The 24,206-nt window shown below is 62.0% G+C and carries 24 protein-coding genes and 1 pseudogene; 13 read left to right on the forward strand and 12 right to left on the reverse strand.

Going from position 1 to position 24,206, the window contains the following annotated elements; genetic code table 11:
* Window positions 1-269: 269 nt before the first annotated feature.
* Window positions 270-425, reverse strand: coding sequence for a helix-turn-helix transcriptional regulator (locus tag BM341_RS05145; RefSeq protein WP_089793613.1), 156 nt, complete (start codon window positions 423-425; stop codon window positions 270-272).
* A gap of 202 nt (window positions 426-627) precedes the next feature.
* The gene (locus BM341_RS05150) at window positions 628-2,253 is read right to left on the reverse strand and encodes a hypothetical protein (RefSeq protein ID WP_089793615.1); all 1,626 of its coding nucleotides are present in this window, start codon (window positions 2,251-2,253) and stop codon (window positions 628-630) included.
* Between the two features lie 229 nt (window positions 2,254-2,482).
* On the opposite strand from BM341_RS05150, the gene BM341_RS05155 reads away from it, so the two are divergent.
* Window positions 2,483-3,253 carry a hypothetical protein gene (locus BM341_RS05155; RefSeq protein ID WP_089793617.1) on the forward strand — a complete coding sequence of 257 codons (771 nt, stop codon included), beginning with the start codon at window positions 2,483-2,485 and terminating at the stop codon, window positions 3,251-3,253.
* Window positions 3,254-3,810: 557 nt separating this feature from the next.
* Here the strand turns inward: BM341_RS05155 and BM341_RS05160 are convergent.
* The 4 genes from BM341_RS05160 to BM341_RS05175 form a co-directional block, all read right to left on the reverse strand.
* Window positions 3,811-4,374 carry a DUF6692 family protein gene (locus BM341_RS05160; protein WP_342713867.1) on the reverse strand — a complete coding sequence of 188 codons (564 nt, stop codon included), beginning with the start codon at window positions 4,372-4,374 and terminating at the stop codon, window positions 3,811-3,813.
* Window positions 4,374-4,829 (reverse strand): DUF305 domain-containing protein, encoded by a 456-nt coding sequence (locus tag BM341_RS05165; RefSeq protein ID WP_089793621.1) that lies wholly within the window; start codon window positions 4,827-4,829, stop codon window positions 4,374-4,376. The genes BM341_RS05160 and BM341_RS05165 overlap by 1 nt, the downstream gene beginning before the upstream one ends.
* A gap of 11 nt (window positions 4,830-4,840) precedes the next feature.
* Complete coding sequence (locus BM341_RS05170) at window positions 4,841-5,386, reverse strand: c-type cytochrome (protein WP_089793623.1); 546 nt, start codon at window positions 5,384-5,386, stop codon at window positions 4,841-4,843.
* Window positions 5,387-5,523: 137 nt separating this feature from the next.
* Complete coding sequence (locus BM341_RS05175) at window positions 5,524-6,291, reverse strand: glutaredoxin family protein (protein WP_089793625.1); 768 nt, start codon at window positions 6,289-6,291, stop codon at window positions 5,524-5,526.
* Between the two features lie 291 nt (window positions 6,292-6,582).
* Between BM341_RS05175 and BM341_RS19485 the strand changes: the two are divergent.
* A pseudogene (locus BM341_RS19485) lies at window positions 6,583-6,753 on the forward strand (pirin-like C-terminal cupin domain-containing protein); the annotation flags it as partial.
* 17 nt (window positions 6,754-6,770) lie between these two features.
* Here BM341_RS19485 and BM341_RS05185 read toward each other — a convergent pair.
* Window positions 6,771-7,382: a DNA-3-methyladenine glycosylase family protein gene (locus tag BM341_RS05185; RefSeq protein WP_089793629.1), complete on the reverse strand. Its 612-nt coding sequence runs from the start codon at window positions 7,380-7,382 to the stop codon at window positions 6,771-6,773.
* 167 nt (window positions 7,383-7,549) lie between these two features.
* On the opposite strand from BM341_RS05185, the gene gmk reads away from it, so the two are divergent.
* The 5 genes from gmk (at window position 7,550) to thpR (ending at window position 11,840) form a co-directional block, all read left to right on the forward strand.
* Window positions 7,550-8,182: a guanylate kinase gene (gmk, locus tag BM341_RS05190; RefSeq protein ID WP_089793632.1), complete on the forward strand. Its 633-nt coding sequence runs from the start codon at window positions 7,550-7,552 to the stop codon at window positions 8,180-8,182.
* Between the two features lie 80 nt (window positions 8,183-8,262).
* Window positions 8,263-8,523, forward strand: coding sequence for a DNA-directed RNA polymerase subunit omega (rpoZ, locus tag BM341_RS05195; RefSeq protein ID WP_089793634.1), 261 nt, complete (start codon window positions 8,263-8,265; stop codon window positions 8,521-8,523).
* Between the two features lie 64 nt (window positions 8,524-8,587).
* Entirely contained in the window at window positions 8,588-10,723 is a 2,136-nt protein-coding gene (locus BM341_RS05200; protein ID WP_089793636.1) for a RelA/SpoT family protein, read from the forward strand.
* 67 nt (window positions 10,724-10,790) lie between these two features.
* Window positions 10,791-11,180, forward strand: coding sequence for a RidA family protein (locus BM341_RS05205; protein ID WP_089793638.1), 390 nt, complete (start codon window positions 10,791-10,793; stop codon window positions 11,178-11,180).
* A gap of 144 nt (window positions 11,181-11,324) precedes the next feature.
* Window positions 11,325-11,840, forward strand: coding sequence for an RNA 2',3'-cyclic phosphodiesterase (gene thpR / locus BM341_RS05210; protein ID WP_089793640.1), 516 nt, complete (start codon window positions 11,325-11,327; stop codon window positions 11,838-11,840).
* Between the two features lie 24 nt (window positions 11,841-11,864).
* Here thpR and BM341_RS05215 read toward each other — a convergent pair whose 3' ends face one another.
* Window positions 11,865-12,737 carry an SDR family oxidoreductase gene (locus BM341_RS05215; protein ID WP_089793642.1) on the reverse strand — a complete coding sequence of 291 codons (873 nt, stop codon included), beginning with the start codon at window positions 12,735-12,737 and terminating at the stop codon, window positions 11,865-11,867.
* 111 nt (window positions 12,738-12,848) lie between these two features.
* On the opposite strand from BM341_RS05215, the gene BM341_RS05220 reads away from it, so the two are divergent.
* Complete coding sequence (locus BM341_RS05220) at window positions 12,849-13,769, forward strand: hydrogen peroxide-inducible genes activator (protein ID WP_089794180.1); 921 nt, start codon at window positions 12,849-12,851, stop codon at window positions 13,767-13,769.
* Window positions 13,766-15,859 carry an ATP-dependent DNA helicase RecG gene (gene recG, locus BM341_RS05225; protein ID WP_089793644.1) on the forward strand — a complete coding sequence of 698 codons (2,094 nt, stop codon included), beginning with the start codon at window positions 13,766-13,768 and terminating at the stop codon, window positions 15,857-15,859. Before BM341_RS05220 ends, recG begins: the two co-directional genes overlap by 4 nt.
* On the opposite strand, the gene yccS is transcribed toward recG, so the two are convergent.
* The 4 genes from yccS to BM341_RS05245 all read right to left on the reverse strand — a co-directional run bounded on the left by yccS (window position 15,850) and on the right by BM341_RS05245 (window position 20,363).
* Window positions 15,850-18,108, reverse strand: a complete 2,259-nt coding sequence (gene yccS / locus BM341_RS05230; protein WP_089793646.1) for a YccS family putative transporter — start codon at window positions 18,106-18,108, stop codon at window positions 15,850-15,852. The genes recG and yccS overlap by 10 nt on opposite strands.
* Window positions 18,109-18,312: 204 nt before the next feature.
* Window positions 18,313-18,669 (reverse strand): hypothetical protein, encoded by a 357-nt coding sequence (locus tag BM341_RS05235; protein WP_089793649.1) that lies wholly within the window; start codon window positions 18,667-18,669, stop codon window positions 18,313-18,315.
* 80 nt (window positions 18,670-18,749) lie between these two features.
* Window positions 18,750-19,025: an HU family DNA-binding protein gene (locus BM341_RS05240; protein ID WP_089793651.1), complete on the reverse strand. Its 276-nt coding sequence runs from the start codon at window positions 19,023-19,025 to the stop codon at window positions 18,750-18,752.
* 177 nt (window positions 19,026-19,202) lie between these two features.
* Complete coding sequence (locus BM341_RS05245) at window positions 19,203-20,363, reverse strand: FAD-dependent oxidoreductase (RefSeq protein ID WP_089793654.1); 1,161 nt, start codon at window positions 20,361-20,363, stop codon at window positions 19,203-19,205.
* 174 nt (window positions 20,364-20,537) lie between these two features.
* On the opposite strand from BM341_RS05245, the gene BM341_RS05250 reads away from it, so the two are divergent.
* From BM341_RS05250 to phoR, 4 genes are all read left to right on the forward strand, one after another.
* Window positions 20,538-21,140 (forward strand): chorismate--pyruvate lyase family protein, encoded by a 603-nt coding sequence (locus BM341_RS05250; protein ID WP_245784175.1) that lies wholly within the window; start codon window positions 20,538-20,540, stop codon window positions 21,138-21,140.
* A gap of 43 nt (window positions 21,141-21,183) precedes the next feature.
* Complete coding sequence (ubiA, locus tag BM341_RS05255) at window positions 21,184-22,080, forward strand: 4-hydroxybenzoate octaprenyltransferase (RefSeq protein ID WP_089793658.1); 897 nt, start codon at window positions 21,184-21,186, stop codon at window positions 22,078-22,080.
* 95 nt (window positions 22,081-22,175) lie between these two features.
* On the forward strand, window positions 22,176-22,865 hold the full coding sequence (gene phoB / locus BM341_RS05260; protein WP_089793659.1) for a phosphate regulon transcriptional regulator PhoB: 690 nt from the start codon (window positions 22,176-22,178) through the stop codon (window positions 22,863-22,865).
* Between the two features lies 1 nt (window position 22,866).
* Window positions 22,867-24,201: a phosphate regulon sensor histidine kinase PhoR gene (gene phoR / locus BM341_RS05265; protein ID WP_089793661.1), complete on the forward strand. Its 1,335-nt coding sequence runs from the start codon at window positions 22,867-22,869 to the stop codon at window positions 24,199-24,201.
* Window positions 24,202-24,206: the final 5 nt, after the last annotated feature.

Consider the following 24,206-nt stretch of genomic DNA (forward strand, 5'->3'; position numbering starts at 1 on the left):
CTGGATCCGTTGGTCTATGGGTAGGGTGTTCTCCGCTGCTTCCCTTGTTCTAGTAGGTACGGGGCTGGAGGCCCCTCCCCATCTCCTTGACTAGCGTAATAATAATTAAACAAGGGTCAGGAATGCTGATTCATCGACTGGCGATGCAGGCAGGTTGGGATATACAGGGAAGGTGATGGTGTAATGGCAGGTCTTGAATTACATCATAAAATTTTAACTAAATCGTGCTAATCTAGGTCATTGTCCCTCCTTGCTATGGCACTTTGTATCTAGGCCTCGATCTCACTCTCAACCCAAGCGGCGAACCGAGTCCCAGATTTGATTTGCTTCGGAAATATACCCTTTTTCATGTATTTGTAGATCGTAGACTTGGCGAGACCGGTGCGCTTCATGACATCTTTGATTCGAATCAGGTTCTCTCTCATGTCGAACTCCTGTTAGTCCTTCATGAGATGAAGCCGGCGAGTATTTTTTAATTTAAGACTGGTCGCTTCCTTACCCACTGCTGTTGAAGCACAACCGGCAGCCGCCGACCTCCCGGGAGTCCGGTGGTGCGCAACGTCTACTCCGAGCGCATGCTCACGATTGTTGGCGTGCTATGCGTAAAACGGTTGAAGCCTCTAGGTGTCAGGCCCGACGCCATCTTGGAGGGTTTCTATAAACCCAACAATCAAGCATCACGAGTAACACAACTGGCTCCCTTGCATGGGGAGCTCCGTTTTCAGGTGCACTGTCGGGCACCGATTCATAGCAGCTCAGACGCCAGTATTGCCCTATCTTACCCTCAGGGCCTGCGGCAGAGGAGGCTACACTCAGCCTATAGGTCAGGGTATCCAGCTTGAGCGTGGCATCGGGATTGCAGTCCTGCCACGGTAGTAGGTTCTGCTGGAGCTCTTTGGCGATATGGTGGGCTAATGCATAGAGCAGTTTCGCTAGTGCGGCGTACTCGCCTTCGCGTCGAGCAAGAGGCACCTTGTGGTTCGTCTCCGAGGCTGATGCTTGCTCGGGCGTGACGTCTTGAGCATCATCTGGCGCGGCCTCAGAACCCGCGACTCTGGAACCTGACAATGCCGAATGGAGGTCTTCCATTACCACGTTGACCGGGGTGTCAGGTCCCGCTGCCCATTCCTTGAGCGGCTGCCAGGCGATATTCAACAACTGCGTCGCTGCCCGGTGGACGTAAACCCGTAGCCAAGTCGTCACTTCACGGTCGAAAGGCAACGCGCGAACTATGTCCCACGGCGGAGTGGCGTAATCGGTGCGCGGCAAAACCAGCCTGGCACGTTGGTAATCCTCTCGCTGGTCGGGGTTTCCCGCTGTACGAACAGCCATGAACATCGCGTCCACGATAACCTCACACAGAGAAGTGTCAGGGGTATCGGTCCTCGAGGGCAACAGTTCCAATTGAAGCACCGGCCTGCCTGTGCTCCGTACACTCGGATGATCAAGATCAAGGTGGTAAATAGAGTGAAGTCGATGTCCCAGTACCCGACCAGCGCGTCCTGGTTGGTATCGAGCCAACACCCCATGATCGAATAACTTACGCCGCTGGCTCTGCAGACGACTCAAGCTCAAACCCGTCAGACGCTGGAGGCGCGCATGGCCGAGCCCCATTACGGTGCCATTTTCATCGGCATGGGCAAATAGCACCATCAGCACCCAACGGTTGACCAGCGTGAGACTGGCTTTGCGAGACGCGCCATCGAGCAAGTTGGCGTGAGACGCCTGATCAGGTGCTAACGGAGGGCTAGCCGCTTCCACTGAGGTTGAATTGGCCTCTATGTCGACAAGGGGGTCGCTAGGATCCAAGGAGGCGTCGTTTTCGTCCAAACTGTCGTGCGCCGTCTCTTCCTGCGCCTGATCTTCCTGAGTGGGCTCATTCTGGGTCTGGTTAAGAGTATCGACACCCGGCGCCTCAGCTAGATTCCCAAGGCGCTCCACGACATCCATCAGCGGTCTCTCGGGGCAGGATTGTGTTGCCATTTTTTCCTGCAACTCAGGTGCTAAGCGGTATTCGTAGCTCGAACGCCCCCGCCCTCTCGGTTTCGGCGTAGCGATGATGGCGCCCTGCTCCTTGAGCAACATCAAAGCCTTCTGCCCCTGCCGCAAAGTCATACCCAACGATGCCAACAGCTCTCGCACCGAGCAGGTCACAGCCCGTTCAAGGCCGATATGCCGAGACCATTGCCAGAGTAGCCAGCGGGCCTCAGGCGTCAATGACGAGTCTTCGAGATAGAACAGTGCTTGGGGCATAGACGTGTGGGCTCTGGCCAAAGACTGGATTAATAAGTATTCGATATCGATACACCTTACTCCGAATACTTATAAAATCCAAGCGAGCAAGAAATTCAGCATTGTTACTAGGTGACGTTACTTGTCACAGAGGTAAAATAGCCCCATCCTGAGCTAACAATTAACGTTCGCCAGGCAGCCTAGTAACCTCGGCATCCCAGCCTTGGCCGTGGAAGGAGAGCACTAACACGTGACCAAGAAATCGGCGACCCTGGCCTGGATTGACCCGAACGACAGCACGCAGCTGGAGTGGATCATCGGGTATCTCAAGCGCACTCAGACTGATCACATTCTTAGCCACATGCCATACGCGTTTGGTGTGTCGCAGGCTGGTAATGCACTGGTCGCCGCGATAGAGGCGCAGATGGGAAAAGCCGAGTTCCGTGAGCGGCATCGCAAAATGCAAGGTGCATGGCGGCAGCAAAAGAGCCGGGATAAGAGAGACACGCAGACGATGACGCACCAGGTGCCACTCTCAGTCATCAGAGCGCTGCACACCCTGGCCAAGAAGCGCAAGCAATCCAAGGTGGAGACGCTCAGCCAGGTGATCGAAGATGCCTCGCGTGATTACCAACGCGAAACAGAAAAGGCGAAAAAGGCCAAGGCAACCTATCAACGACGCCTGAAGGAGCAGCGAGTCAAGTATCAGGAGACCGAGAAAATCTATAAACGGGTGGTAGATACTTTGCTGAACGCACTGGCAGAAGAAACCGATCTGCGATGCCGTCTGGAAGTCATGGCGGGGGGATGGGATAGCTCAGTGCTAGGGGAGAACGAGCGAGTGGAATATCAAGGCTTGGTAGAATCACGTGCAACAGGTCTGGAATCGACTTTCGCCGATCTGAATCTGGTCCGAGCAAAGGTCGCCACGCTAAGACAACGGATGCAGGTTCTCGCAGACTCCCATGGGACTGAACAACACCACGCGGACGACACGAGTGTCGACAACCCACCCGCGTAATATGCCACCTCACCTGCATCAAGGTCAGCTACGTGCTATGCCACCAGCCCAAGCTTTAGCTAAGCAGCCTCAGCCAACTGGGTAGTACATTGGGTAGTACATTGGGTAGTACATTGGGTAGTATGGCCATATTCACTTTGCCAAAATAATAGCCAAATATTTGATTTTAAATCATAATATTATTCATAACCCATCTTAAGATCCAGAATACCGAGTGATGTCTACGATCAACCAGGTAAGTCCATAAGCCATTTTTTTAGGAGGTGTAAGACACGGCTTATCTACGGTCGTCCACTGAAATCCACCTTAAGCTCCTGCTAAGTGGGGAGTACAATGGAGAATATGCTAACTTACTCTCCACAAAGAGGCATGATGTCCTTATGGATACTCCCTATTTCAAACACTTATCCTTGGCTAAGGCCATCCCGATCAGGACTCATTGTCCCGACAGATTCAAGTTATAATTGCAACGCTATTAAAGGCTACTCGGACCGAAGACAGATTCCTTGAGCACCTCAGTGTAGACTTTCAATAAGGTTCGCCAATCCCGTACTTTGCTATTCTAGTTCGCACCGATACCAGCCGAGGTAACCTGCGTTCAAACCCTGCTCAAGGGAGAAATGCAGTTCTGCTGCAATGACCTCATCTGATTCTTCTGATACTGGCCCTTCGACATCCAAAACCACTCTCATCTCTAATCCTTCTGTAGAGAGCTCGAGGCCTTCCTGTAAATTTTCATAACTAGGCTTTTGGTCAGCTGATAGCTCCACTAACCGGCCATGAATCTTAATGACTCCACGATAGCCTTGGTCTTGTTCCGTGTTGCTGATAGCCAAGATAGGCGGGCTTTCGATGGTATAGCGGTAGGTGCAGTACGGAACGTCCCCCAATACCTTCTCCATTTCAGCCGTTGCCATGGTTTGGGGGTCAATGGCTGGAATATCTGGCGAATTGATAGCCTCCTGCGCCGTTACCACTTCAGGAGAGGGGTGCTGCATCATCGGCTCTTCCATGCCTTCCCCAGGGGCTGGGTGATCACCACAGCTTGAAAGTAGAATAGTGCCCAGTATGGCTGTGAGGGCAATAAAAGGCTGACGGTAGCCATGTGATATACTGAACATTAGTCTGCCCTCTCTAAGTCGCGTATGAGATACTTCATTTCTGCTATTTCACGACGCTGGGCTTCAATAATTTCATCTGCTAACTTCCGAACACGCGGGTCAGAAATTTGTGCCCGCTCGCTGGTCAAGATGGCAATGGAATGATGAGGAATCATTGCCTTCATGTACTCGGAATCGCCTACCGTTGACTGGCTGCGGACGACCCATAGTGCGGCAAAAAAAAGCAGAGCGCTGCCTACAAAAATGGCAATATTTATCGCCTTGCTCTGATACATATTGAGCATAAAGCTCAACATGACTATTGCCATCACTGGACCCATGACAAGCGCCATCCATGCTCTGGTTTCGCTCCAGAACACATGCTCAAAGGCATAGGTATTGAGATACATGATGCCGTACATAATGATTGTTGACGTGGCGATCATCGCGCCGAAACGCCAATAGGACATGTTCATATCGCTTTCCTTTAGTGACCGTGTTCTCCTGAACTCTCCGTGTCGAAACTCGCGTATGTCTCTTCCGTCATGCCCGGCAACTGCATGACAAATGCCGTTATGTTCCAGATTTCATCATCACTATGAGTAGGTCCGAACGCTGGCATGCCACTCATGCGCATCCCATGCTTAGCCAACCAGAACACTTCACTGGGCTTCCATTCGGAAATGACGTCGGGGAGATGGGGGGGCTCTGGCAGCATGCCGCTGGCCCATTCACTCTGCTCTTCGCCTGGACCACCATGACAGTGCGCACACATCGACTTGTAGGGGGTGGCTCCGGCAGTCACCATTGACTCACTCAGAGAAGGAGCCTGGACGGATTCTGCTCTGTCTGATATGGAATTTTTCATTGTCGTTTCAAGTGTCCAGCGTACGAAGGGCAAGTGGCCTTGAGTCGCAGAGACATTGTAGGCGCCTGAATACGCAACCCAGATGACGACTACCAGAGCGATAAGAATAAAAGCTAGAACGCCAATGACTGCCCCCAGAGCTAGGTGCCTGGTTTTCGGCTGCATGGTGACACCTCACGTTCGCTATATGAGAAGAGATGCTTCGGCATCTCGCACATGAACTTTGGGCTGCGAAATGAACACGTAACCCATCCTGTAACAGATGTATTACCTGTCGCTGACCTGGATTGGCCGGCGTAAATCTAGAACACATACATACGCAGCGGCATCCAGATGCCCATGCCTACCATGATCAGGTTCTCGGTCAGCGATACGAAGCCCAGCGGCACATTGCTGTCCCCGCCCACACAAGCACACTTGAGCTCTCGCTTGTCGACATAGACCGCCTTGAATACCGAGACGGCACCCACCGTGCCGATAAACAGCGCCACGGGGGCGGCCAGCCAGACCAAGGCGCCCGCCAGCATCAGGATGCCCGCCAGCGTCTCGGCATAGGGATAGACGTAGCCGTAGCGCACCTGGCGCTGGGCCAGCAGGTCGTAATTGAGGAACATCGTGCTGAAGCTCTCGACGTCCTTGAGCTTCTGCAGCCCCAGTAGGGCCATTGCGATTGCCACGAAGTACTCGGGCACCCTGGGACTGATCAACGAACCGGTGGCGGTCCAGCTGACCGCAAGCCCCATCAGCAAGGCCGTGGCAAACAGTGCGATCACTGGCTGATAGGTGGTCTCGTCCTCGCTCGGCGAGTCCAGGCCGAAGTACTCGCGCAGCTCGTCATAGCCGCCGATACGCTGGCCGCCGATGAAGGTCTGGGGCGTCGTATCGACACCATGCTGCTCCTTGAAATCCTCCGTCTCCTCCCGCGTGGTCAGGTGGTGATCCTCGACATCGAAGCCCTTGCGTTCCAGCAAGTCCTTACACTTCAGACCAAAGGGGCAGAGATGCTCTTCCATGACCATGCGGTAGAGCCGAGCTGTCTTGCTCGTTTCGACCGCATCTCCCCGAGGCATAGATCTTCTCCATTCAGCATAGATTCACGCCAAGTGTAGAAGACCAGCCGACAGAATGCCGCAGAACCAACCCCCGGCTTGTAAGGGCCGCAGCGTGAGCCCTATAACGTTTATCAATTCACCGGTGGCGAAGAGATGCGCTGTATGAAGCTGTAAGCTACATCACCTGTCATGAGCACATCGCGAATAGGCCACGACCGGAGTCGATGCCCTATTAGACTTATAACCAAGAAGCGGCGAAGCAGGGTTGCAGCGGCCTGGGCTCGACCCTGAAGAACCTGGATCAGCAGGGATAGCATCGAACTCGACGTCAGTCGCGACGCGCACCTGCTGTATGGACACGCCGATATGATTGATGAGCCTGTGGTTTCCCACGGCCCCTTCGTCATGAATACCCGCGAAGAGATTGTTCAGGCGATCGAGGATTATCAGAGCGGCCGATTTGGCGGGCTGGACGCTTAAGGTTTATACAAAAGTCGCTACACCGGCTCGCCGCGATAGTAGTGCCATAGAAACAGCGAACCCACGCTGCGCCAGGGCGCCCAATGCTCCACCATATTGCGCGCCTGCTTGGGCGTGGGCTTGGCCTCCATGCCTTTCAGGCGGCCGAGGGCTACCCGCAGGGCGAGGTCGTCAGCGGGGAAGATATCCGGGCGCTTGAGCGAGAACATCAGATAGATCTCGGCGCTCCAGCGGCCAAAGCCGCGTAGCTGGGTAATCGCGGCAATGACTTCGTCATCGCTTAAGTGCACTAGCCCATCAGCGCTAAAGGTGCCGGCGAGCTCAGCTTCTGCCAGCCCCTTGGCGTACTCGACCTTGCGCCAGGAGAGCCCGGCATCACGCAACGCTTGTCCTTCTATCTCCATTACCGCCTTGGCGTGCAGTTCCGGCAGCAGCGTATTCACCCGGCCCATAATGGCGCGGGCCGCTTCGGTAGAAATTTGTTGGCTGACAATGGTACCGAAAAACGTTGGGAAACCATGGCCGCGCTGACGCGGGGAGGGTGCGCCGACCAAGGGGAGGGCACGGGCAATATCGGGGTCGGCCTCGGCCAGTGCCAGCATGCCAAGTTCGATGTTCGATGCGTTCATCCACAAATCCTATTCATGAGTGGCAAGAAGGTACGTTTGGTCCACAGGCTGGCTTTCCAACCGCGCTGGCCCCGTCTGGCTAGCGGGTGCAGGGCCGGGGTGGGTATGCGATACTTTGCCCCTTTCGCTGCCGCTCACTCTCGTCGCCACCTCAGGGACGCACACTCATGCCGCAAGGTACGCTCTTCATCGTTTCCGCTCCTTCGGGGGCCGGCAAGACCAGCCTGGTGCGTGAACTCGTCGAGAGCCTCGACGGCCTCCAGGTCTCGGTCTCGCATACCACGCGTGAGCGGCGCCAGGGCGAGGTCAACGGCGTCAACTACCATTTTGTAGCGGTGGCCGACTTCGAGGCGATGATCGAGCGCGGCGAGTTTTTCGAGTATGCCCGGGTATTCGATAACTACTACGGCACCTCGCAGTCCAGCGTGCAGGCCATGCTCGCCGCCGGCCAGGACGTGATCCTCGAGATTGACTGGCAGGGTGCCCGTCAGGTCAGGCGTCAGTTACCCGATGCGGTCTCCATCTTCATCCTGCCGCCCTCCCGGGAAGAGCTCGAGCGACGCCTGGCCAGCCGTGGCACCGACGAGCATGCGGTGATCGAGCGGCGCATGCGCGAGGCGGTGGAAGAGATGTCGCACCACGACGAATACGCTTATCTGGTGATCAACGATGACTTCACCACCGCGCTGCGTGAGCTGCAATCATTGGTCATCGCGCGCCGCCTGACCCTGGCGCGAATGCGCGAACGCCACGGCCCGCTACTGGCGTCACTCTTGTCACGCACACCCGGCGTCGAGTAATCTAAACGATCTATCCACAGACGACTCCTCGGACCGAATCGGCCTCCGAGGTTTTCCCGTCAGTATTCAGGAAGGCATCCATGGCGCGAGTCACAGTCGAAGATTGTCTGGAACATGTCGAAAATCGCTTCAAGTTGGTGATGATCTCCACCCAGCGTGCCCGTCAGCTGGCGCGCGGCTCTCGTGACGCCCTCTTGCCCTGGGAGAACGACAAGGCCACGGTCATGGCGCTGCGCGAAATCGCCGGCGGCCTGATCGACGAGCACGTCCTCGACGAACCCGTTGAGGCACCGGTGCGGGTGCGTCGCGAACCCGAGCCGGGATTCGCCGCCGAGGAGTGATCCACGAGGGCTTTCTTGTCGCCTCCCCTCGCGGGGCATTCACGCAGGACTCAAGGCGCGCCGTATGTTTACCATCGATGACCTGGCCGACCGACTCGGCGGCTATCTCCCCCAGGATGAGATCCGGCAGGTCAGGCGTGCCTTCTACTATGCCGAGCAGGCCCACGACGGTCAGCGCCGCCGCTCCGGCGAACCCTATGTGACCCATCCGTTGGCGGTAGCCAACATTCTCGCCAACATGCACATGGACCATCAAAGCCTGATGGCCGCCATGCTGCACGACGTTATCGAGGACACGGGGATCGACAAGGAGGCGCTTGCCGAGCAGTTCGGCAAGCCGGTGGCGGAGCTGGTCGACGGCGTGTCCAAGTTGACGCAGATCACCTTCGAGGACAAGGCGGTCGCCCAGGCCGAGAACTTCCAGAAGATGGTGCTGGCGATGTCTCGCGATATCCGGGTGATTATCGTCAAGCTCGCCGATCGCCTGCACAACATGCGCACTCTCGGGGCACTGCGCCCCGACAAGAAGCGCCGGATCGCCCGTGAGACGCTGGAGATCTACGCCCGCATCGCCAGCCGGCTGGGTATCAACACTATCCGCGTCGAACTCGAGGACCTGTCCTTTCAGGCCTTGTATCCGATGCGCGCCGAGCGGATCAAGCGCGCCGTCTCGAGCGCCCGGGGCCACCGCCGCTCGGCGATTCGTCAGGTGCAGTCCAGCCTTCAGAGCAGCCTCGATGACGAGGGGCTAAACGGCACCGTCATCGGACGCCAGAAGCATCTGCTGTCCATCTACAAGAAGATGCGGTATCAGCGAAAACCCTTCGCCGAGATCATGGACGTGTTCGGCTTTCGCATCCTCACCGAGGACGTCGACAGCTGCTACCGCATCCTCGGCGTGGTGCATAACCTCTACAAGCCGGTCCCGGGGCGCTTCAAGGACTATATCGCCATCCCCAAGGCCAATGGCTACCAGAGCCTGCATACTACCCTGTTCGGTCGTGGCGGCATGCCCATCGAGGTGCAGATTCGCACCCGCGAGATGGAGGCCATGGCCAACAACGGCATCGCCGCCCACTGGCTCTACAAGGCGGGACAGACCCAGCACCCCATCGCCCAGGGCAGTCATGCCCGGGCACGCGCCTGGGTCAAGGGCCTGCTCGAGATGCAGCGCCACGCGGGGGATTCGCTGGAATTCATCGAGCACGTCAAGAACGACCTCTTCCCCGACGATATCTATGTCTTCACCCCCAAGGGCGACATCATGGAGCTTCCCCAAGGCGCCACGGTGATCGACTTCGCCTACAGCGTGCACACCGATATCGGTAACAGCTGCATCGCCTGCCGCATCGACCGGCGCCTGGCGCCCCTGTCTACCCGGCTGGAGAGCGGCCAGACGCTCGAGATCATTACCGCGCCCGGCGGTCGCCCCAACCTGGGCTGGCTCAATTTCGTGGTGACCGCCAAGGCCCGCTCGGCGATTCGCCACGCCCTCAAGCACCAGCAGCATACCGAGGCCGTGCAACTGGGGCGTCGCCTGCTCAACAAGGCCCTGGCCGAGTTCGAGACCAGCCTGGAAGAATTGCCCGCGGGGCCGGTCGAGACGCTGCTCGACGAGCTGTCGCTGAAGCACCTCGATGCCCTGCTGGAGTCGATCGGCATGGGGACACGTGTGACCTATATGATGGCGCGCCGGCTGGTCGACCTGCACCGCGGCGAGCTGCCCCAGCGCACGGTCGGCCCCGCCTCGCAGAAGCCCATTGTTATCAGTGGCGCCGAAGGCATGGTCATCAAGTTTGCCCGCTGCTGCCACCCGTTGCCGGGCGACCCGGTGATCGGTCACCTTTCGGCAGGCAAGGGGATCGTGGTACACCGTACCGAGTGCCGCAATCTCAGCGAGCTGAAGAACGACCCGGACAAGCTCTTTGCCCTTGAGTGGTCGCAGGACATCGAAGAAGAGGACTTCCCGGTGGCCCTACGCCTGGAAGTGGAGAGCCGCCGGGGTCTGGTGGCCGAGCTCGCCGCGCTGGTCACCAGCGCCGGAGCCAACATCGAACGCATCGACATCGAGGAGCGCGACGCGCGTCTCGCCACTGTCAACCTGACCTTGGCGGTACGCGATCGCGTTCACCTGGCAAGAATTATCAAGCGCCTGCGCAACCTGGCCAATATTGGCAGGATCAATCGCCTCGGTACCTGAGGTGGCGATTTTCGTCTGCCATCCGGACATACACTCTATAACGACTACCCACACGCGGAGAACACTGATGAGCAATAAGGCCATCATCAATACCGATAAAGCCCCCGCCGCCATCGGGCCCTATTCCCAGGCGATCAAGGCCGGCAACACCGTCTACCTGTCCGGCCAGATTCCCCTGGACCCCGCCACCATGGCTCTCGTCGAAGGCGATATCGAGGCACAGACGCGCCAGGTCTTTAATAACCTCAAGGCCGTCTGCGAGGAAGCCGCCGGTACGCTCCAGGACGTGGTCAAGCTCAATCTCTACCTGGTGGATCTCGACAACTTCGCCATCGTCAATCGGGTAATGGAGGAGTTCTTCGCCACGCCCTTCCCGGCGCGAGCGGCGGTCGGCGTAAGAGCACTGCCCAAGGGCAGTCAGGTCGAGGCCGAGGCCGTTATGGTCATCGGCGATTGATAAGTACCGACTCAATACCTACGCGGGCGAATCACAGCGTTGCACAGTGCTCGGAATCCTCATGTAGCCGCTTGTACACTCCGGTTCCTGCGCGCTGTGCGCCTTGTGCTTCATCCCGCTCGGTGATTGATTCTGGCACTTACGATGCGACTTTTTATAGCCCTGACGCCGCCACCCGAGCTGCGCTCGCGATTCGGCGAACTGTCGGACCTGGCCCAGGCGCGCTGCGGCGGTCGACGCATGCCCGACGCCAACCTGCACCTGACGCTGGCTTTTCTCGGCGAAGTGGGCCCCGCGCGCCTCGAGGCGCTGGTGCATTGGGTGGAACAGCAGACGTTGCCGCCTGGGTGCTGGACATTGGATCGCTGGGGGTGCTTTCGCGCGCCGCGCATCGTCTGGATCGGCGGGGGCAAGCCCGAGCCCACCCTGCAGCGCCTCCACGACAGGCTATGGCAAGCGTTGGCCGCCCTCGGGTTCGAGGGCGAGCCGTCACGCTATGTGCCTCATATCACCTTGCTGCGGCGTGCCGAGCGTCTGGAGACTCGCGAGCTGCCGGCCTTTCGCATCGACTGGCCGTATCGACAGGTCGAACTGATCCACTCGCTCACCGGCCCCGGCGGCAGCCGCTATACGACGCTGGCCCGCTCACGGGTAGCTTAAACCTTAAACATCAGACCTTAAGCCTCAGGCCTGCGCAGGCAGGAACCCGCCTTCGTGCAATACGTGGGCGTAGCCCTCGCGATAGCTGGGGTAGCGGAACACGTAACCGCTCTCCAGCAGACGGGTATTGTCGCAGCGCTTGCTGGCGCGGCGACGCAGCGGCGATTGAATGGTCGCCGTGGACTCGACCTTGAGTTGCTTGGCAAGCCAGGTCATCACCTCATGCAGGGGCGCCGGTTCGCAGTCGCTCGCCAGGTAGAGCGGCTCGACGGGACGCTTGGCCAGCGTCAGGTCGATCAAGTGGGCCAGCACGCCGGCGCAGTCGTCGCGGTGAATGCGGTTGGAATACATGACCGGGCTGCCAGCTGCGATACGCCCCTCGCTGACCTGGCGAATCAAGCGGTCGCGCCCCGGGCCGTAGATTCCCGAAAACCGCACCACCGTGCCCGGCAGTTCGTGTTCTTCCAGTGCCTTTTCGGCCTCGCGCATCAGCGCACCGGAGAACCCCGAGGGCACGATGGCACTGGTTTCGTCGACCGTCTCGCCCTCCTGCTGGGCATAGACACTGGTGGAGGAGACGAACAGCACCCGTTTGGGGCGCTTCTTGCGACCGGCATACTCGGCAAGAACCGTCTTGAGGCCCTCCGGATACGCGGCGCGATAGGCGTCTTCATCGAAGCGGTCGGCGCTGATCACATAGACCAGTACATCGGCATCGGGCAGGCTCGCTACATCGGCCGCCTCACTGAGGTTCGCGGCAACCGCCTCGATGCCGCTGCCCTTGAGCGCGGCCGCATTGCGCCTAACGCCGATGACCCGCTGTCCTGCTTCCCGCAGGCGCCGTCCCAGCACTGTGCCGATGTCGCCACAGCCCAGAATCAGAGTTGTCGTCTTCACCTTTCACTTGCCCCCTGATAAAAAGTCCCTATTGGCATTATCCTGTTCCTTAGCACCGGCTCTGCCCCTCGGGGCAAAACCCAGATCGAGAGGATGCCCACCGGCACCAAGATGACTCTAACAGAACTTCGCTACATCGTGACACTGGCCCAGGAACACCACTTCGGACGTGCCGCGGAGCGCTGCTTCGTGTCCCAGCCGACCCTGTCGGTAGCGGTCAAGAAGCTCGAGGAGGAGCTGGGCGTGGCGCTGTTCGAGCGTTCGAAATCGACCGTCCAGGTCACCCCGCTCGGCGAGAAGATCGTTGAACAGGCCCAGCGGGTCCTGGAGCAGAGCAGCGTCATCAGGGAGCTGGCCAGCGCCGGCCGCGACCAGTTGGCAAGCCCGCTGCGCCTGGGAGCCATCTATACCATCGGGCCCTATCTGTTTCCCTACATGGTGCCGGCACTGACGCGCAGTGCTCCGCAGATGCCGCTCTACATCGAGGAAGGCTTCACCGGCAACCTGCGTCGCAAGCTCAGGAGCGGCGAACTCGACGCCATCATCGTCGCCCTGCCCTTCAACGAGACCGACGTGGTCACCAAGCCGCTCTACGAGGAAGCATTCGACGTGCTGCTGCCGGCCGATCATCGCTGGGCCGAGCGGGAAAGCGTCGACAAGGAAGACCTGCTCGACGAGCGCCTGTTGCTGCTGGGCGAGGGTCACTGTTTTCGCGACCAGATTCTCGAGGCTTGCCCGGCCATCAGCCGCAAGCTCGCGAGCCCCTCCAACACGCTCACCGCCGAGGGGGGCTCGTTGGAGACCATTCGCCACATGGTCGCCTCCAAGCTCGGCATCACGGTGCTGCCGCGCTCGGCGATCGGCACCGGCCATTACGAGAGCGGTCTGCTCATCAGCCGCCCCTTCACCTCACCGGCGCCTTCACGCACCGTGGCCATCGCCTGGCGCGCCAGCTTCCCGCGGCCCAAGGCGATCGATGCCGTCACCGACGCGATCGACGCCTGCCGCAAGGCCGATACCGGAACCGCATGAGCGCTGATATAAAGGCGCTTGACGCACCCGTCACTGACCTCAAGGGCGTTGGCGAGGCACTCGCCCTGAAGTTGGCGCGGCTGCGTCTGGAAACCGTCGCCGATCTGCTGTTCCATCTGCCGCTGCGCTATCAGGACCGCACCCGGATTACGCCCATCGGTACCCTGCGTGCCGGGCATGAAGCCGTGATCGAGGGCGAAGTAGTGGCCGGTGAGGTAGTACGCGGCCGGCGCCGCAGCCTGCTGGTGCGGATGCGCGACGAAAGCGGCATCCTCAGCCTGCGCTTCTTCCATTTTTCGCCGGCCCAGCAGCAGCAGTTTCATCCCGGAGCGCGCGTGCGGGCCTTCGGCGAGGCGCGTGCCGGGGCCACGGGGCTCGAGCTCTATCACCCCGAATACCGCCTGCTGAGCAGCGATGCCCCGCCGGTGGAAGATCATCTTACGCCGATCTACCCCACCACCGAGGGGCTGCATCAATCGCGCCTGAGGGCACTGATCGACCAGGCGCTGACGTGCCTGGAGAGCGCCCCGGAGGCGTTGCCGGACTGGATTCCCGCCTCGCTGCGTGAGCGTTTCGGCCTGCCCGAGCTCCATGCCTGCCTGATCACCCTGCATCGCCCGCCGCCGGATGCCGACCCCGACGGGCTCGCCGATGGTCGCCATCCCGCCAGCCGTCGCCTGGCGCTGGAAGAGCTGCTCGCCCACCGGCTGAGCCTGCGTGAAGTGCGCCGCCACATCCAGCAGGACGGCGCACCACCGCTGCCCAGCGGACGCAACCTCCAGGCCCGCTTCCTGACCCAGCTGCCCTTTGCCCTGACGGGCGCCCAGCGCCGGGTGCTCGACGAGATCGGGGTCGACCTGGCGCGCGAGATTCCCATGCTGCGGCTGGTACAGGGCGATGTCGGCTCGGGCAAGACGGTGGTCGCGGCCATGGCGGCGCTGTCGGCGCTGGCCGGCAATTGCCAGGCGGCGATGATGGCGCCGACCGAGCTGCTCGCCGAACAGCACTACCGCACCTTCCGCGACTGGTTCGCGCCGCTGGGCATCGAGGTGGCGTGGCTCGCCGGCAAGCTCAAGGGCAAGGCGCGCCTGGACACCAAGGCGGCGATCCAGGATGGCCGGGTGCGCATGGTTGTGGGCACCCATGCGCTCTTCCAGGGCGACGTGCACTTTCAGCGTCTGGGCCTGGCGATTATCGACGAGCAGCACCGCTTCGGCGTCCATCAGCGCCTGGCGCTGCGCGAGAAGGGCGAAGCCGGCGGCCTCACCCCCCACCAGCTGGTAATGACCGCCACGCCGATCCCCCGCACCCTGGCCATGAGCGTCTACGCCGATCTGGATGTCTCGGTGATCGACGAGTTGCCGCCGGGGCGCACCCCGGTCAAGACGGTGGCGATGCCCGACGAGCGCCGCCCGGACGTGGTGGCGCGTATCCGCCATGCCTGCGTCGAGGGCCGCCAGGCCTACTGGGTCTGCACGCTGATCGAGGAATCCGAGGCCCTGCAGTGCCAGGCCGCCGAGGCGACCCGCGACGAGCTCGTCGAGGCGCTGCCGGAACTGGCGGTCGGCCTGGTCCACGGGCGCATGAAAGCCGCCGAGAAGGCCGCGGTCATGGCCGAGTTTCACGCCGGCGAGCTGGACCTGCTGGTAGCCACCACGGTGATCGAGGTCGGCGTGGACGTCCCCAACGCCAGCCTGATGATCATCGAGAACCCCGAACGCCTGGGGCTTTCCCAGCTGCATCAGCTGCGCGGGCGGGTCGGGCGCGGCTCCGCCGAGAGCTTCTGCGTGCTGCTCTATCGGGGTCCGCTTTCGGCCCATTCGCGCCAGCGCCTGGCGGTGATGCGCGACACCACCGATGGCTTTCGCATCGCCGAGAAAGACCTCGAGCTGCGGGGGCCGGGCGAGGTACTGGGCACTCGACAGACCGGCCTGGCGCAGATGAAGATCGCCGACCTGGAGCGCGACGCCGACCTGCTGCCACGGGTCTCGCCGCTCGCCGAGGCGCTGCTCGCCCAGCATCCCGAGGCCAGCCGCCCGCTGATCCGTCGCTGGCTCGGCGAACAGGCGGGCCGCTACGGTCAGGTATAGGCCTTGGCGGCCTGTTCCGGGCGGTCGCGCTGGGCAGATGCGATCAGGCGATTGGCCGCCTCGCCGAGAAACTCCAGCTGGCGACACATCAGGCGCAGTTGATGACGCATCGGCCAGTAGGTCTCGCCGTCGTCCGTCTTGCTGGTCTCGGGGGCATCGAGCGCTTCGCGTAGCCGAGCCACCTCAGCCTCAAACCCACTGAGCGGCCGGCGCGCCTCGAGATGCTCGGCAAGTCGGCCCAACAGCACAGCCACGCGTTCGGCGAGTGCGGTCACGTCGGCGTCGCTCTCATCGTCGCTCGGATCAATGGCCGTGTCGTCGGTATGTGCATGGCGGTGGGCCCCCAGCGCCGAGAGATACCCCAGCAGCGTGTGGGATAACGCCAGGAAGCGCATGGCGTTATCGACGTCGTGTCCCTGATAGCGGCGTGGCTCACGAAGCATGTTACTCAGCAGGGTCGACAGCGCGGCATCGGCGTTGTGGGCATTACGACGCGCCAGTCGATAGGCAAGATCGTCCTGCTTGCCGGTCGCATACTGCTGGATAATCTCCTCCAGGTAGCGACGCTGGCTGACCAGCGAGGCCGCGACCTGGCGATACAGGCGCCGCCCCTGCCAGTCGGGCAGAATCCACAGCACCGCCAGGGCGGCGATCAACACCCCGACCAGGGTGTCGAACAGCCGCGGCCAGATCAGGTCGAAGCCGTCGCCCACCTGGTTGAAGCTGCACAATACCAGCAGGGTAATCGCCGCCGTGGCGATGACATAATGGGTCTGGCGGCTGGCGAAGAACACCACGCCGGCGACCACGGCAATCAACGACTGGGCCATTGGCTGAGGAAACAGCGTGATGGTGGCCCAGCCTACGACCAGCCCCAGCACCGTCCCGGCAATACGTTCGACGAGATAACGCTGGGTCGCCGCGAAGTTGGGCCGGCAGACGAACAGCGTGGTCAGCAGGATCCAGAACCCCTGGGTGGGATGAAACACCTGCATCAGAATATAACCCACCAGCAACGCGATCGGTAGCCGCAGCGCATGACGCAGCGTCGGCGAACTCAGGGTCAGGGTGGCGCGGATGCGCGTCCAGGCATCCCGTGGGCCATGCAGGGAGCGGTCGTGCAGGCTGGCATCGGCGTGAGGCGCGGCCACCTCAGGATGCTCGGCGCTGGCCAGCTGTGCCTCCAAGGTAGCGAGGTTGTCGGCAAGCGCCGTTAACGGTGGCATCAGTGCCTGCCACTCGGGCTGCTGGTGGGCTTGCAAGTGATCGATGGAGGCTCGCAGGTCCTCCAGCGCCTGCTCGCTCTGGTCATGCTCAAAGGGGCGGTTGAGCAGTAACGCCCGGCCCAGCCGCCGGCAGGCATGGCCCTGCTGATCGAGTAATCGCTGGCAACGGAAAAGCACATCGTGATGAAAGAAGGCCTCGATCAACGACGAGTAGGGCGAATGCGATGAACTGGCCCGCTCGTGAATATCCTGGGCGATGAAATAGAGCTGCAGATAACGGTCGAGCCGGCGGTCGCCGCGAGGGCTGCCGAGGCGTTGAAACAGCACTTCCTTGGCCTGGTTGAGGGCGGCGACCACTTCGCCGTTCTGATGGGCCAGGGCCAGGCGGGTGGCTTCGAGATCGCGCCCGCGCAACGGCTCGAACAGCGTCGCCTTGAGGCTCAGGTAGCGCCCCAACCGACGATAGACCCGCGCCAGACTCTGCTTGACCGGCTGGCGCGAGAACAGCGCGCACCAGACTACCGAGATCAGCCCATACCAGGCCGCACCGGAAAGCAACAGCAGCGGCTGTCGCCAGGCGCCCTCTTCTGGAACACCCCCGTGGTGGTCGAGGGCAATCATCGAGTAGATGGCGAGAATCAGGGTAGCGAAACTGATGGTCGCGTAGCGTGGACCCAGCGCACCGAGCATGATCAACACGAAGGTCGACAGCATCAGTGCCGGCGCGAACAGCCAGGGATGGGGAAACAGCCATTGCACGCTCAGCGAGGCCATGGCGAAGCACGCCAGGGTGACGCCAACCGCCTGCAGCCGCCCCTGCCAGCTGTCATCGGTTTCTGCCAGGGCGCTGGCGATAATGCCCAGAAACAAGGGCATCATCAGCGTCACGTCGGCCTGCCAGCTGCTTACCGCCAGGGCACCGCTGAAGGCCACGAAGACTCGCAGCGCATACGCGAAGGTGTCCAGCGTCCAGAGACGCCGCAACGTCAACGACAGCGGAGCGGAGAGCAACGGAAGACGCATGTACATCCCTGAGGTGATGAACCCCTAAAAATTAGACTTTAGTATAACGCAAATGACCGCCGGCCGCGCCTGCCAACACGCGCATCGGCACACCATGACGCCGCATGGATGGGCAAAAGCATGTAGGGAAAGGGGAGAAAAAAGAATAAGGACATTAAAATCCGCGCAGGCCAAGGCGGCATCGCTACGGTTTCAGATGCGGTCTCAGAGCTGCTTCAACAGCTTCTGGAGCTTTTGCAGATCGCCAGAATCGCCGACCAGGCGCACGGTGCCGGCCATCATGCCGTCGAGAAAGGCTTGTTGAGTGGGTTTCTTCAGCACCCTGACGGCAGTATCGGCATCCTCGAAGCGTAGCTCCAGATCGAGATCGACCGGCAGGCCACGCCCGGTCTGGATCTCGCGGGGCGACATGCGATAGTGGCGCGCGACGGCGAGATCTTCGGTAGCGATCCCCCAGTCCAGGCCGCGCATCTCGGTAAGCATCTCACGAAAGCGTGGCTTGCGACGCAGCGCTCGCTTGAGAAGCAGACCCAGTAGCCAGAGCATCAGTCGCAGCTTCATGTCGGTTCCACCAGCGCAGGGAAAGGGAACGAGGCATCATCTCGCGACCCGCCACTCGGCGGGTCGCGCCGGTCAATCGCTTACTTGGTGACGGCGTCCTTGAGGCCCTTGCCCGGCTTGAAGGCCACGGTCTTGCTGGCCGCAATGTTCAACGGCGCTCCCGTCTGGGGATTCTTGCCGGTGCGTGCGGCTCGCTCGCGTACGGTGAAGGTGCCGAAGCCGATCAGCGATACGTCCTGTCCCTGGGAGACGCTGCCGGTGATTTCGTCGAGAATCACGTTGAGCACCTGGCTCGCCTTGTCCTTGGAAAGATCGGCACGCTCGGCAATCGCCGCCGCGAGTTCTGGTTTACGCATAAGCCCTCCTGATTTGGCATGGCAAGGCGGACATCACCGCCCCCTGTTGTTGTTGATAACACTGCTGTTGATAACACTGTTGTTGACGAAACGAGAGACGCCTTTGCAACAAGGCGCCTCTTCGACATGGGAGGTATCGGCAGCATCTTCGCACACTTGATACTCAGCGCAACGTCACTAGCCTAGCAACGGCGGTGCGAGCCGCGCCAGTTCGACTTTCCGACGCACGCAGCGTCCTGTCAAGGCGAAACCAATCAAACGACCGTTCTCATCTTCGGCAAGCGCCGTCATATCCGAGCCCTCGCCCTCGACCCGCCAGCGGGCGGGGGGCGTCGTGGGGGCATAGGCCACCACCGGCAACAACGGCGTCTTCACCACCACCGGCCAGGCGCCGAACGCCACCGTCGTCGGCATTCCCGAGAGTGTCTTCGCCAAGGCCTTGGCACTGGCCTGCAACGGCTGGACATACATGGCGTTTACGCCCGCCACGCAGGCCACGTCACCCAGCGCATAGATACCCGCGACCGAGGTCGCAAGCGAGCGGTCGGTGTGGATGCCGGCCTCGCTGACCGCAAGTCCCGCGGCCTCGGCCAACGCCGAGCGCGGTGCGAGCCCCGTGGCGGCCAGCACCAGGTCGACCTCGAGCCGACTGACGTCGCTCAACGCCACGCCGACATGCCCGTCGACCTCCTCGAGCGCTGCCAGGCCACGCCCGAAATACAGCTGCATGCCCGCCGCCTGAAAGGCCTCACCCAGCGCGCGACCGAGCCGTTCGGGCAGCAGGCGCGGCAGCGGCGCACTTTCCGGCGCGACCAGGCTCACCGCATGCCCCCCGGCCGTCAGGTCGTTGGCGAACTCGCACCCCACCAGGCCCGCGCCGATGATCGCCACTCGCGCGGGCCGACCGAGCGCCGCAAGAGCGGCGTGGAAGCGGCGATAGTCGTCGAGATCATTGATCGTGAAGACCCGGCTCGCCACCCGCGAGGGAATGTCGAACGGCAACATCGGTGCGGCGCCGGTGGCCAGCACCAGGTCGCCGAAGGGCAAGCGCTCCTCGCCGAGTCTGAGCGTGCGGGTGTCAAGATCGATGGCATCGACCCGGGTGTGGGTGCGCACCACGGCGCCGAGGCGGTCGGCAACGTCGAGTGCCGAACCCGCCGCCAGCCGCTCGGGCGAGAGGCCCTTGGCAACGCCGGTCGAGAGCAGCGGCTTGGCGTAATCATCACCGCTGTCGGCGCTGATCAGGGTCACTGGTCGCTCGGCTTCCAGCGCCCGCCATTGGCGGAGCAGGCCGATGCCGGCCATGCCGGAGCCGATGATGGTCAAGGGGGCGCTCATGACAATCCTTCCTTCGTACTAGTGCGTCTCACAATTGCATCACGCAATGCCTTCGTGCATTTTCTCCGCACACCGTCTTCGTGCAGTGGCCGAGCGAACCTGTGGTGAGACGGGGAAGCGTTTTGGGACAACATGTTACACTATCCGTCCCTTGATTCGATGCGGAGCCTGCCGGTGCATGATGGCCAACCCACCGATTCCCGCCCTGAGCGCCGGTGGCGCCTGCCCCCGCGCTGGCGCCCCCTGGCGGCCGCGCGACCGGCCATAAGCGCCGCCTGGTGGCAGTGGATCGCCTCGCGCGACTCGCTCACCGCCCGACTGGTCGTCGCCGGCGGCGAGCGGCGCTTCCGGGTGCGGCTGCTCGGTCAGCAGTTGGCCCGCCCGGCCCTCGACGAGGCGCTGGTGCTGGGGCTCCCACCCAAGCGCTATGCCTGGTGTCGCGAGGTCGTCCTGTGCCTCGACGACCGCCCCTGGGTGGTAGCGCGCTCGGTCGCGCCGCTCGAGCAGCTGCGTGGCCAGCGCCTCGACCGCCTGGGAGAGCGCTCGCTGGGTAGCTGGCTGTTCCGCCAGCCGGGGCTCGAGCGCAGCCCCATCGAGGTCACTGCCTCGTCACCGCCGTTCCAGGCGGGCAACGGCCCTTGGGGGCGTCGCTCGGTCTTTCGTCTCGGCGCGGGTCGTGAAGATAGCCACGGGCGTCGCCATGGCCGCTTTGCGGTGCTGGTGCAGGAATATTTTCTGGACACCATGAGGGATGACCTGGGCCTGCCTTCGCGCTAGGCTCTGAATGCTTTTGCTCTCAAACCGCTTCCGTGAGGATGAGATGGACCCAACCGTGATGCGCCCCACGGGCCTGGCCCGGGTGCCGGACTTCCTGCACCTGACCCGACTCGACCGCCCCATCGGCACCTGGCTGCTGATGTGGCCGACCCTCTGGGCGCTGTGGGTTGCCGCCCAAGGCATTCCCGAACGCCGGCTGCTGCTGATCTTCATCGCCGGGGTCTATCTGATGCGCGCCGCGGGCTGCGTGGTCAACGATTACGCCGATCGTCACTTCGACGGCCATGTCAGGCGCACCAAGAATCGCCCCCTGGCCACCGGCCGCATCAGTGAGGGCGAGGCCCAGGCGTTGTTCCTGATTCTGGTGATGGCGGCCTTCGTCTTGGTGTGCTTCACCAACCTGTTTACGGTCATGCTGTCGGTGGGCGGGGTCATCCTGGCCTTCATCTATCCCTTCATGAAGCGCTATACCCACCTGCCACAGCTATTTCTGGGTGCGGCATTCTCCTGGGCGATTCCCATGGCCTTCGGCGCCGTGCTGGGCCATGTGCCCGTCGAAGCCTGGCTGCTGTTTGTCGCCAATGTCGCCTGGACGGTGGCCTATGACACCGAATATGCCATGGTCGACCGTGAGGACGACCTGAAGATCGGCATCAAGTCCACCGCGGTGCTGTTCGGCCAGGCCGACCGGCTGATGATCGCCCTGCTGCAGGGCCTCACCCTGGCGGTGCTCGCCTGGGTCGGACTGCGTCTGGGCCTGGGGGGCTTCTTCTGGCTGGGCCTGGCGGCCATGGCAGCGACTTTCGTGCACCAGCAGGTATTGATCCGCGAGCGGGATCGCGATCGCTGCTTCCAGGCCTTCCTCAACAACTACTGGTCGGGTCTGCTGGTGTTCGCCGGCATTGCGCTGAGCCTCTGGCCCGGCGCCAGCGGCGGGTAAAGGGCTGCAAGGCCGCGCAAGACAGGCGCCTCCTGTCACGGTATTGTCATGACAGCGTGTTGTCATCGTCCCGTCATTGATCGCGAGGCTACCGGATGACCGCCAAGACCGTTCTGATCGTCGATGATGAAGCGTCGATCCGTGAGATGATCGCCGTGGCGCTGGAGATGGCCGACTATCATGTGCTGGAGGCCGGCGATGCCCAGACCGCCCACGCCATGGTCGTCGACCATCAGCCCGACCTGGTACTGCTCGACTGGATGATGCCCGGCACCAGCGGCATCGAGCTGGCTCGACGCCTCAAGCGTGAGGAAACCACCGCCGAGATTCCGATCATCATGCTCACCGCCAAGGGTGAAGAGGACAACAAGATCCAGGGACTCGACGCCGGCGCGGATGATTACATCACCAAGCCCTTCTCGCCACGGGAGCTGGTGGCACGCCTGAAGGCCGTGCTGCGGCGCACCACGCCGCGAGGCATGGAAGATCCGGTGGAAATCGAGGGCCTGATGCTCGACCCCGTCAGCCATCGCGTCAGCGTCGAGGGCAAGTCGCTGGAAATGGGTCCCACCGAGTATCGCCTGCTGCAGTTCTTCATGACCCACCAGGAGCGCGCCTATACCCGCGGCCAGCTGCTCGACCAGGTGTGGGGGGGCAATGTCTATGTCGAGGAGCGTACCGTGGATGTGCACATTCGTCGCCTGCGCAAGGCGCTGGGCGATGCCCACCACCACCTGATCCAGACCGTGCGTGGCACCGGCTACCGGTTCTCCGCCAAGGGCTGATGTGCGCCTCTGGAGACGCGAACTCTGGCGCCTCGCGCTGCTCGCCGCGCTCGGTACGCTGGTCGGCTGGCCACTGTCGGCCCCGGGCCTTGGCCTGGCAGCCGGTATCGGCCTGTGTCTGCTCCATCATCTTCGCCAGCTGCACGCCCTGTACCGCTGGCTGACCCGCCATCCGCAATCTGAGCCCCCTGCCGCCAGTGGCCTGTGGGGCGAGCTGTTCGACCGCCTCTACCGCTACCAGAAAGGCCAGCGCCTTACCCAGCAACGGCTGCGCAATATCCTGCAGCGCATCCAGGAATCCTCCGAGGCGATGCGCGACAGCGTGGTGATGCTCGACCGCCACGGCGATCTGGAATGGTGGAACAACGCGGCGGAGCGCATGCTCGGCCTCAAGGCCGCCCATGATCGTGGCCAGCACATCACCAACCTGCTGCGCGACCCGCGCTTCGTCGGCTACTTCCATGCCCGCGACTATCGCGAGCCGCTGACGCTCTCCTCGCCGATCGACGAACGCCTGATCCTGCAGTTCCAGATCACCCTCTACGGCGACGACGAGCGGCTGGTCATGGCCCGCGACATCACCCGCCTGCATCGCCTGGAGCAGATGCGCCGCGACTTCGTGGCCAACGTCTCGCACGAGCTGCGTACCCCGCTGACCGTGCTCACCGGCTATCTGGAAACCTTCGGCAGCTATCTCGCCCATGACAATGCCGCCAGCCTGCCGCCGCGCATGGCCCGGGGCGTCGACCTGATGCAGGAGCAGACCACCCGCATGCAGAACCTGGTCAATGACCTGCTGCTGCTGTCGCGCCTCGAGATCGACCAGGGTGGCGAGGATCATGTGCGCCTGGTCATCCCGGACCTGCTGGAAAGCGTGCGCCGCGATGCCGAGGCGCTGTCCGGCGGGCGCCAGCGGATCGTCGTGGAGATCGACGAGCCTGGCGATCTGATCGGAAGCGAACAGGAGATTCGCAGCGCCGTGTCCAACCTGGTCTACAACGCCGTGCGCTACGCCGGCGAAGGGCGCTGCATCACCCTGCGCTGGACGTCCCACCTCCATGGCGCCTGCCTGGAGGTCGCGGACGACGGCGAAGGCATCGACCCGGTGCACCTGCCGCGCCTCACCGAGCGCTTCTACCGCGTCGACAAGGGGCGCAGCACCGCCACCGGCGGCACCGGCCTGGGGCTGGCCATCGTCAAGCACGTGCTGCTGCGCCACGATGCCCGCCTGCAGATCGACTCCCGCCCCGGCCGCGGCGCGACCTTCCGCTGCCTGTTTCCGGCGGCGCGCCTGCACCGCTCCGCCACCGAGGCGCGTCCGGCCCGCCAGGCCTGATACCC

The sequence above is a fragment of the Halomonas korlensis genome (assembly GCF_900116705.1).
GTDB classification, from domain to species: Bacteria; Pseudomonadota; Gammaproteobacteria; order Pseudomonadales; family Halomonadaceae; genus Halomonas; species Halomonas korlensis.

Excerpts from the sequence above, each read along its gene's own strand:
- BM341_RS05160 (WP_342713867.1), bottom strand. The coding sequence starts at position 4,374 with ATGTTCAGTATATCACATGGCTACCGTCAGCCTTTTATTGCCCTCACA.
- BM341_RS05205 (WP_089793638.1), top strand. The coding sequence starts at position 10,791 with ATGAGCAATAAGGCCATCATCAATACCGATAAAGCCCCCGCCGCCATC.
- gmk (WP_089793632.1), top strand. The coding sequence starts at position 7,550 with ATGCCGCAAGGTACGCTCTTCATCGTTTCCGCTCCTTCGGGGGCCGGC.
- BM341_RS05240 (WP_089793651.1), bottom strand. The coding sequence starts at position 19,025 with ATGCGTAAACCAGAACTCGCGGCGGCGATTGCCGAGCGTGCCGATCTT.
- BM341_RS05200 (WP_089793636.1), top strand. The coding sequence starts at position 8,588 with ATGTTTACCATCGATGACCTGGCCGACCGACTCGGCGGCTATCTCCCC.
- thpR (WP_089793640.1), top strand. The coding sequence starts at position 11,325 with ATGCGACTTTTTATAGCCCTGACGCCGCCACCCGAGCTGCGCTCGCGA.
- rpoZ (WP_089793634.1), top strand. The coding sequence starts at position 8,263 with ATGGCGCGAGTCACAGTCGAAGATTGTCTGGAACATGTCGAAAATCGC.
- BM341_RS05165 (WP_089793621.1), bottom strand. The coding sequence starts at position 4,829 with ATGAACATGTCCTATTGGCGTTTCGGCGCGATGATCGCCACGTCAACA.
- BM341_RS05175 (WP_089793625.1), bottom strand. The coding sequence starts at position 6,291 with ATGCCTCGGGGAGATGCGGTCGAAACGAGCAAGACAGCTCGGCTCTAC.
- BM341_RS05235 (WP_089793649.1), bottom strand. The coding sequence starts at position 18,669 with ATGAAGCTGCGACTGATGCTCTGGCTACTGGGTCTGCTTCTCAAGCGA.
- BM341_RS05220 (WP_089794180.1), top strand. The coding sequence starts at position 12,849 with ATGACTCTAACAGAACTTCGCTACATCGTGACACTGGCCCAGGAACAC.
- BM341_RS05150 (WP_089793615.1), bottom strand. The coding sequence starts at position 2,253 with ATGCCCCAAGCACTGTTCTATCTCGAAGACTCGTCATTGACGCCTGAG.
- recG (WP_089793644.1), top strand. The coding sequence starts at position 13,766 with ATGAGCGCTGATATAAAGGCGCTTGACGCACCCGTCACTGACCTCAAG.
- BM341_RS05185 (WP_089793629.1), bottom strand. The coding sequence starts at position 7,382 with ATGAACGCATCGAACATCGAACTTGGCATGCTGGCACTGGCCGAGGCC.
- BM341_RS05170 (WP_089793623.1), bottom strand. The coding sequence starts at position 5,386 with ATGCAGCCGAAAACCAGGCACCTAGCTCTGGGGGCAGTCATTGGCGTT.
- phoB (WP_089793659.1), top strand. The coding sequence starts at position 22,176 with ATGACCGCCAAGACCGTTCTGATCGTCGATGATGAAGCGTCGATCCGT.
- yccS (WP_089793646.1), bottom strand. The coding sequence starts at position 18,108 with ATGCGTCTTCCGTTGCTCTCCGCTCCGCTGTCGTTGACGTTGCGGCGT.
- ubiA (WP_089793658.1), top strand. The coding sequence starts at position 21,184 with ATGGACCCAACCGTGATGCGCCCCACGGGCCTGGCCCGGGTGCCGGAC.
- BM341_RS05145 (WP_089793613.1), bottom strand. The coding sequence starts at position 425 with ATGAGAGAGAACCTGATTCGAATCAAAGATGTCATGAAGCGCACCGGT.
- BM341_RS05245 (WP_089793654.1), bottom strand. The coding sequence starts at position 20,363 with ATGAGCGCCCCCTTGACCATCATCGGCTCCGGCATGGCCGGCATCGGC.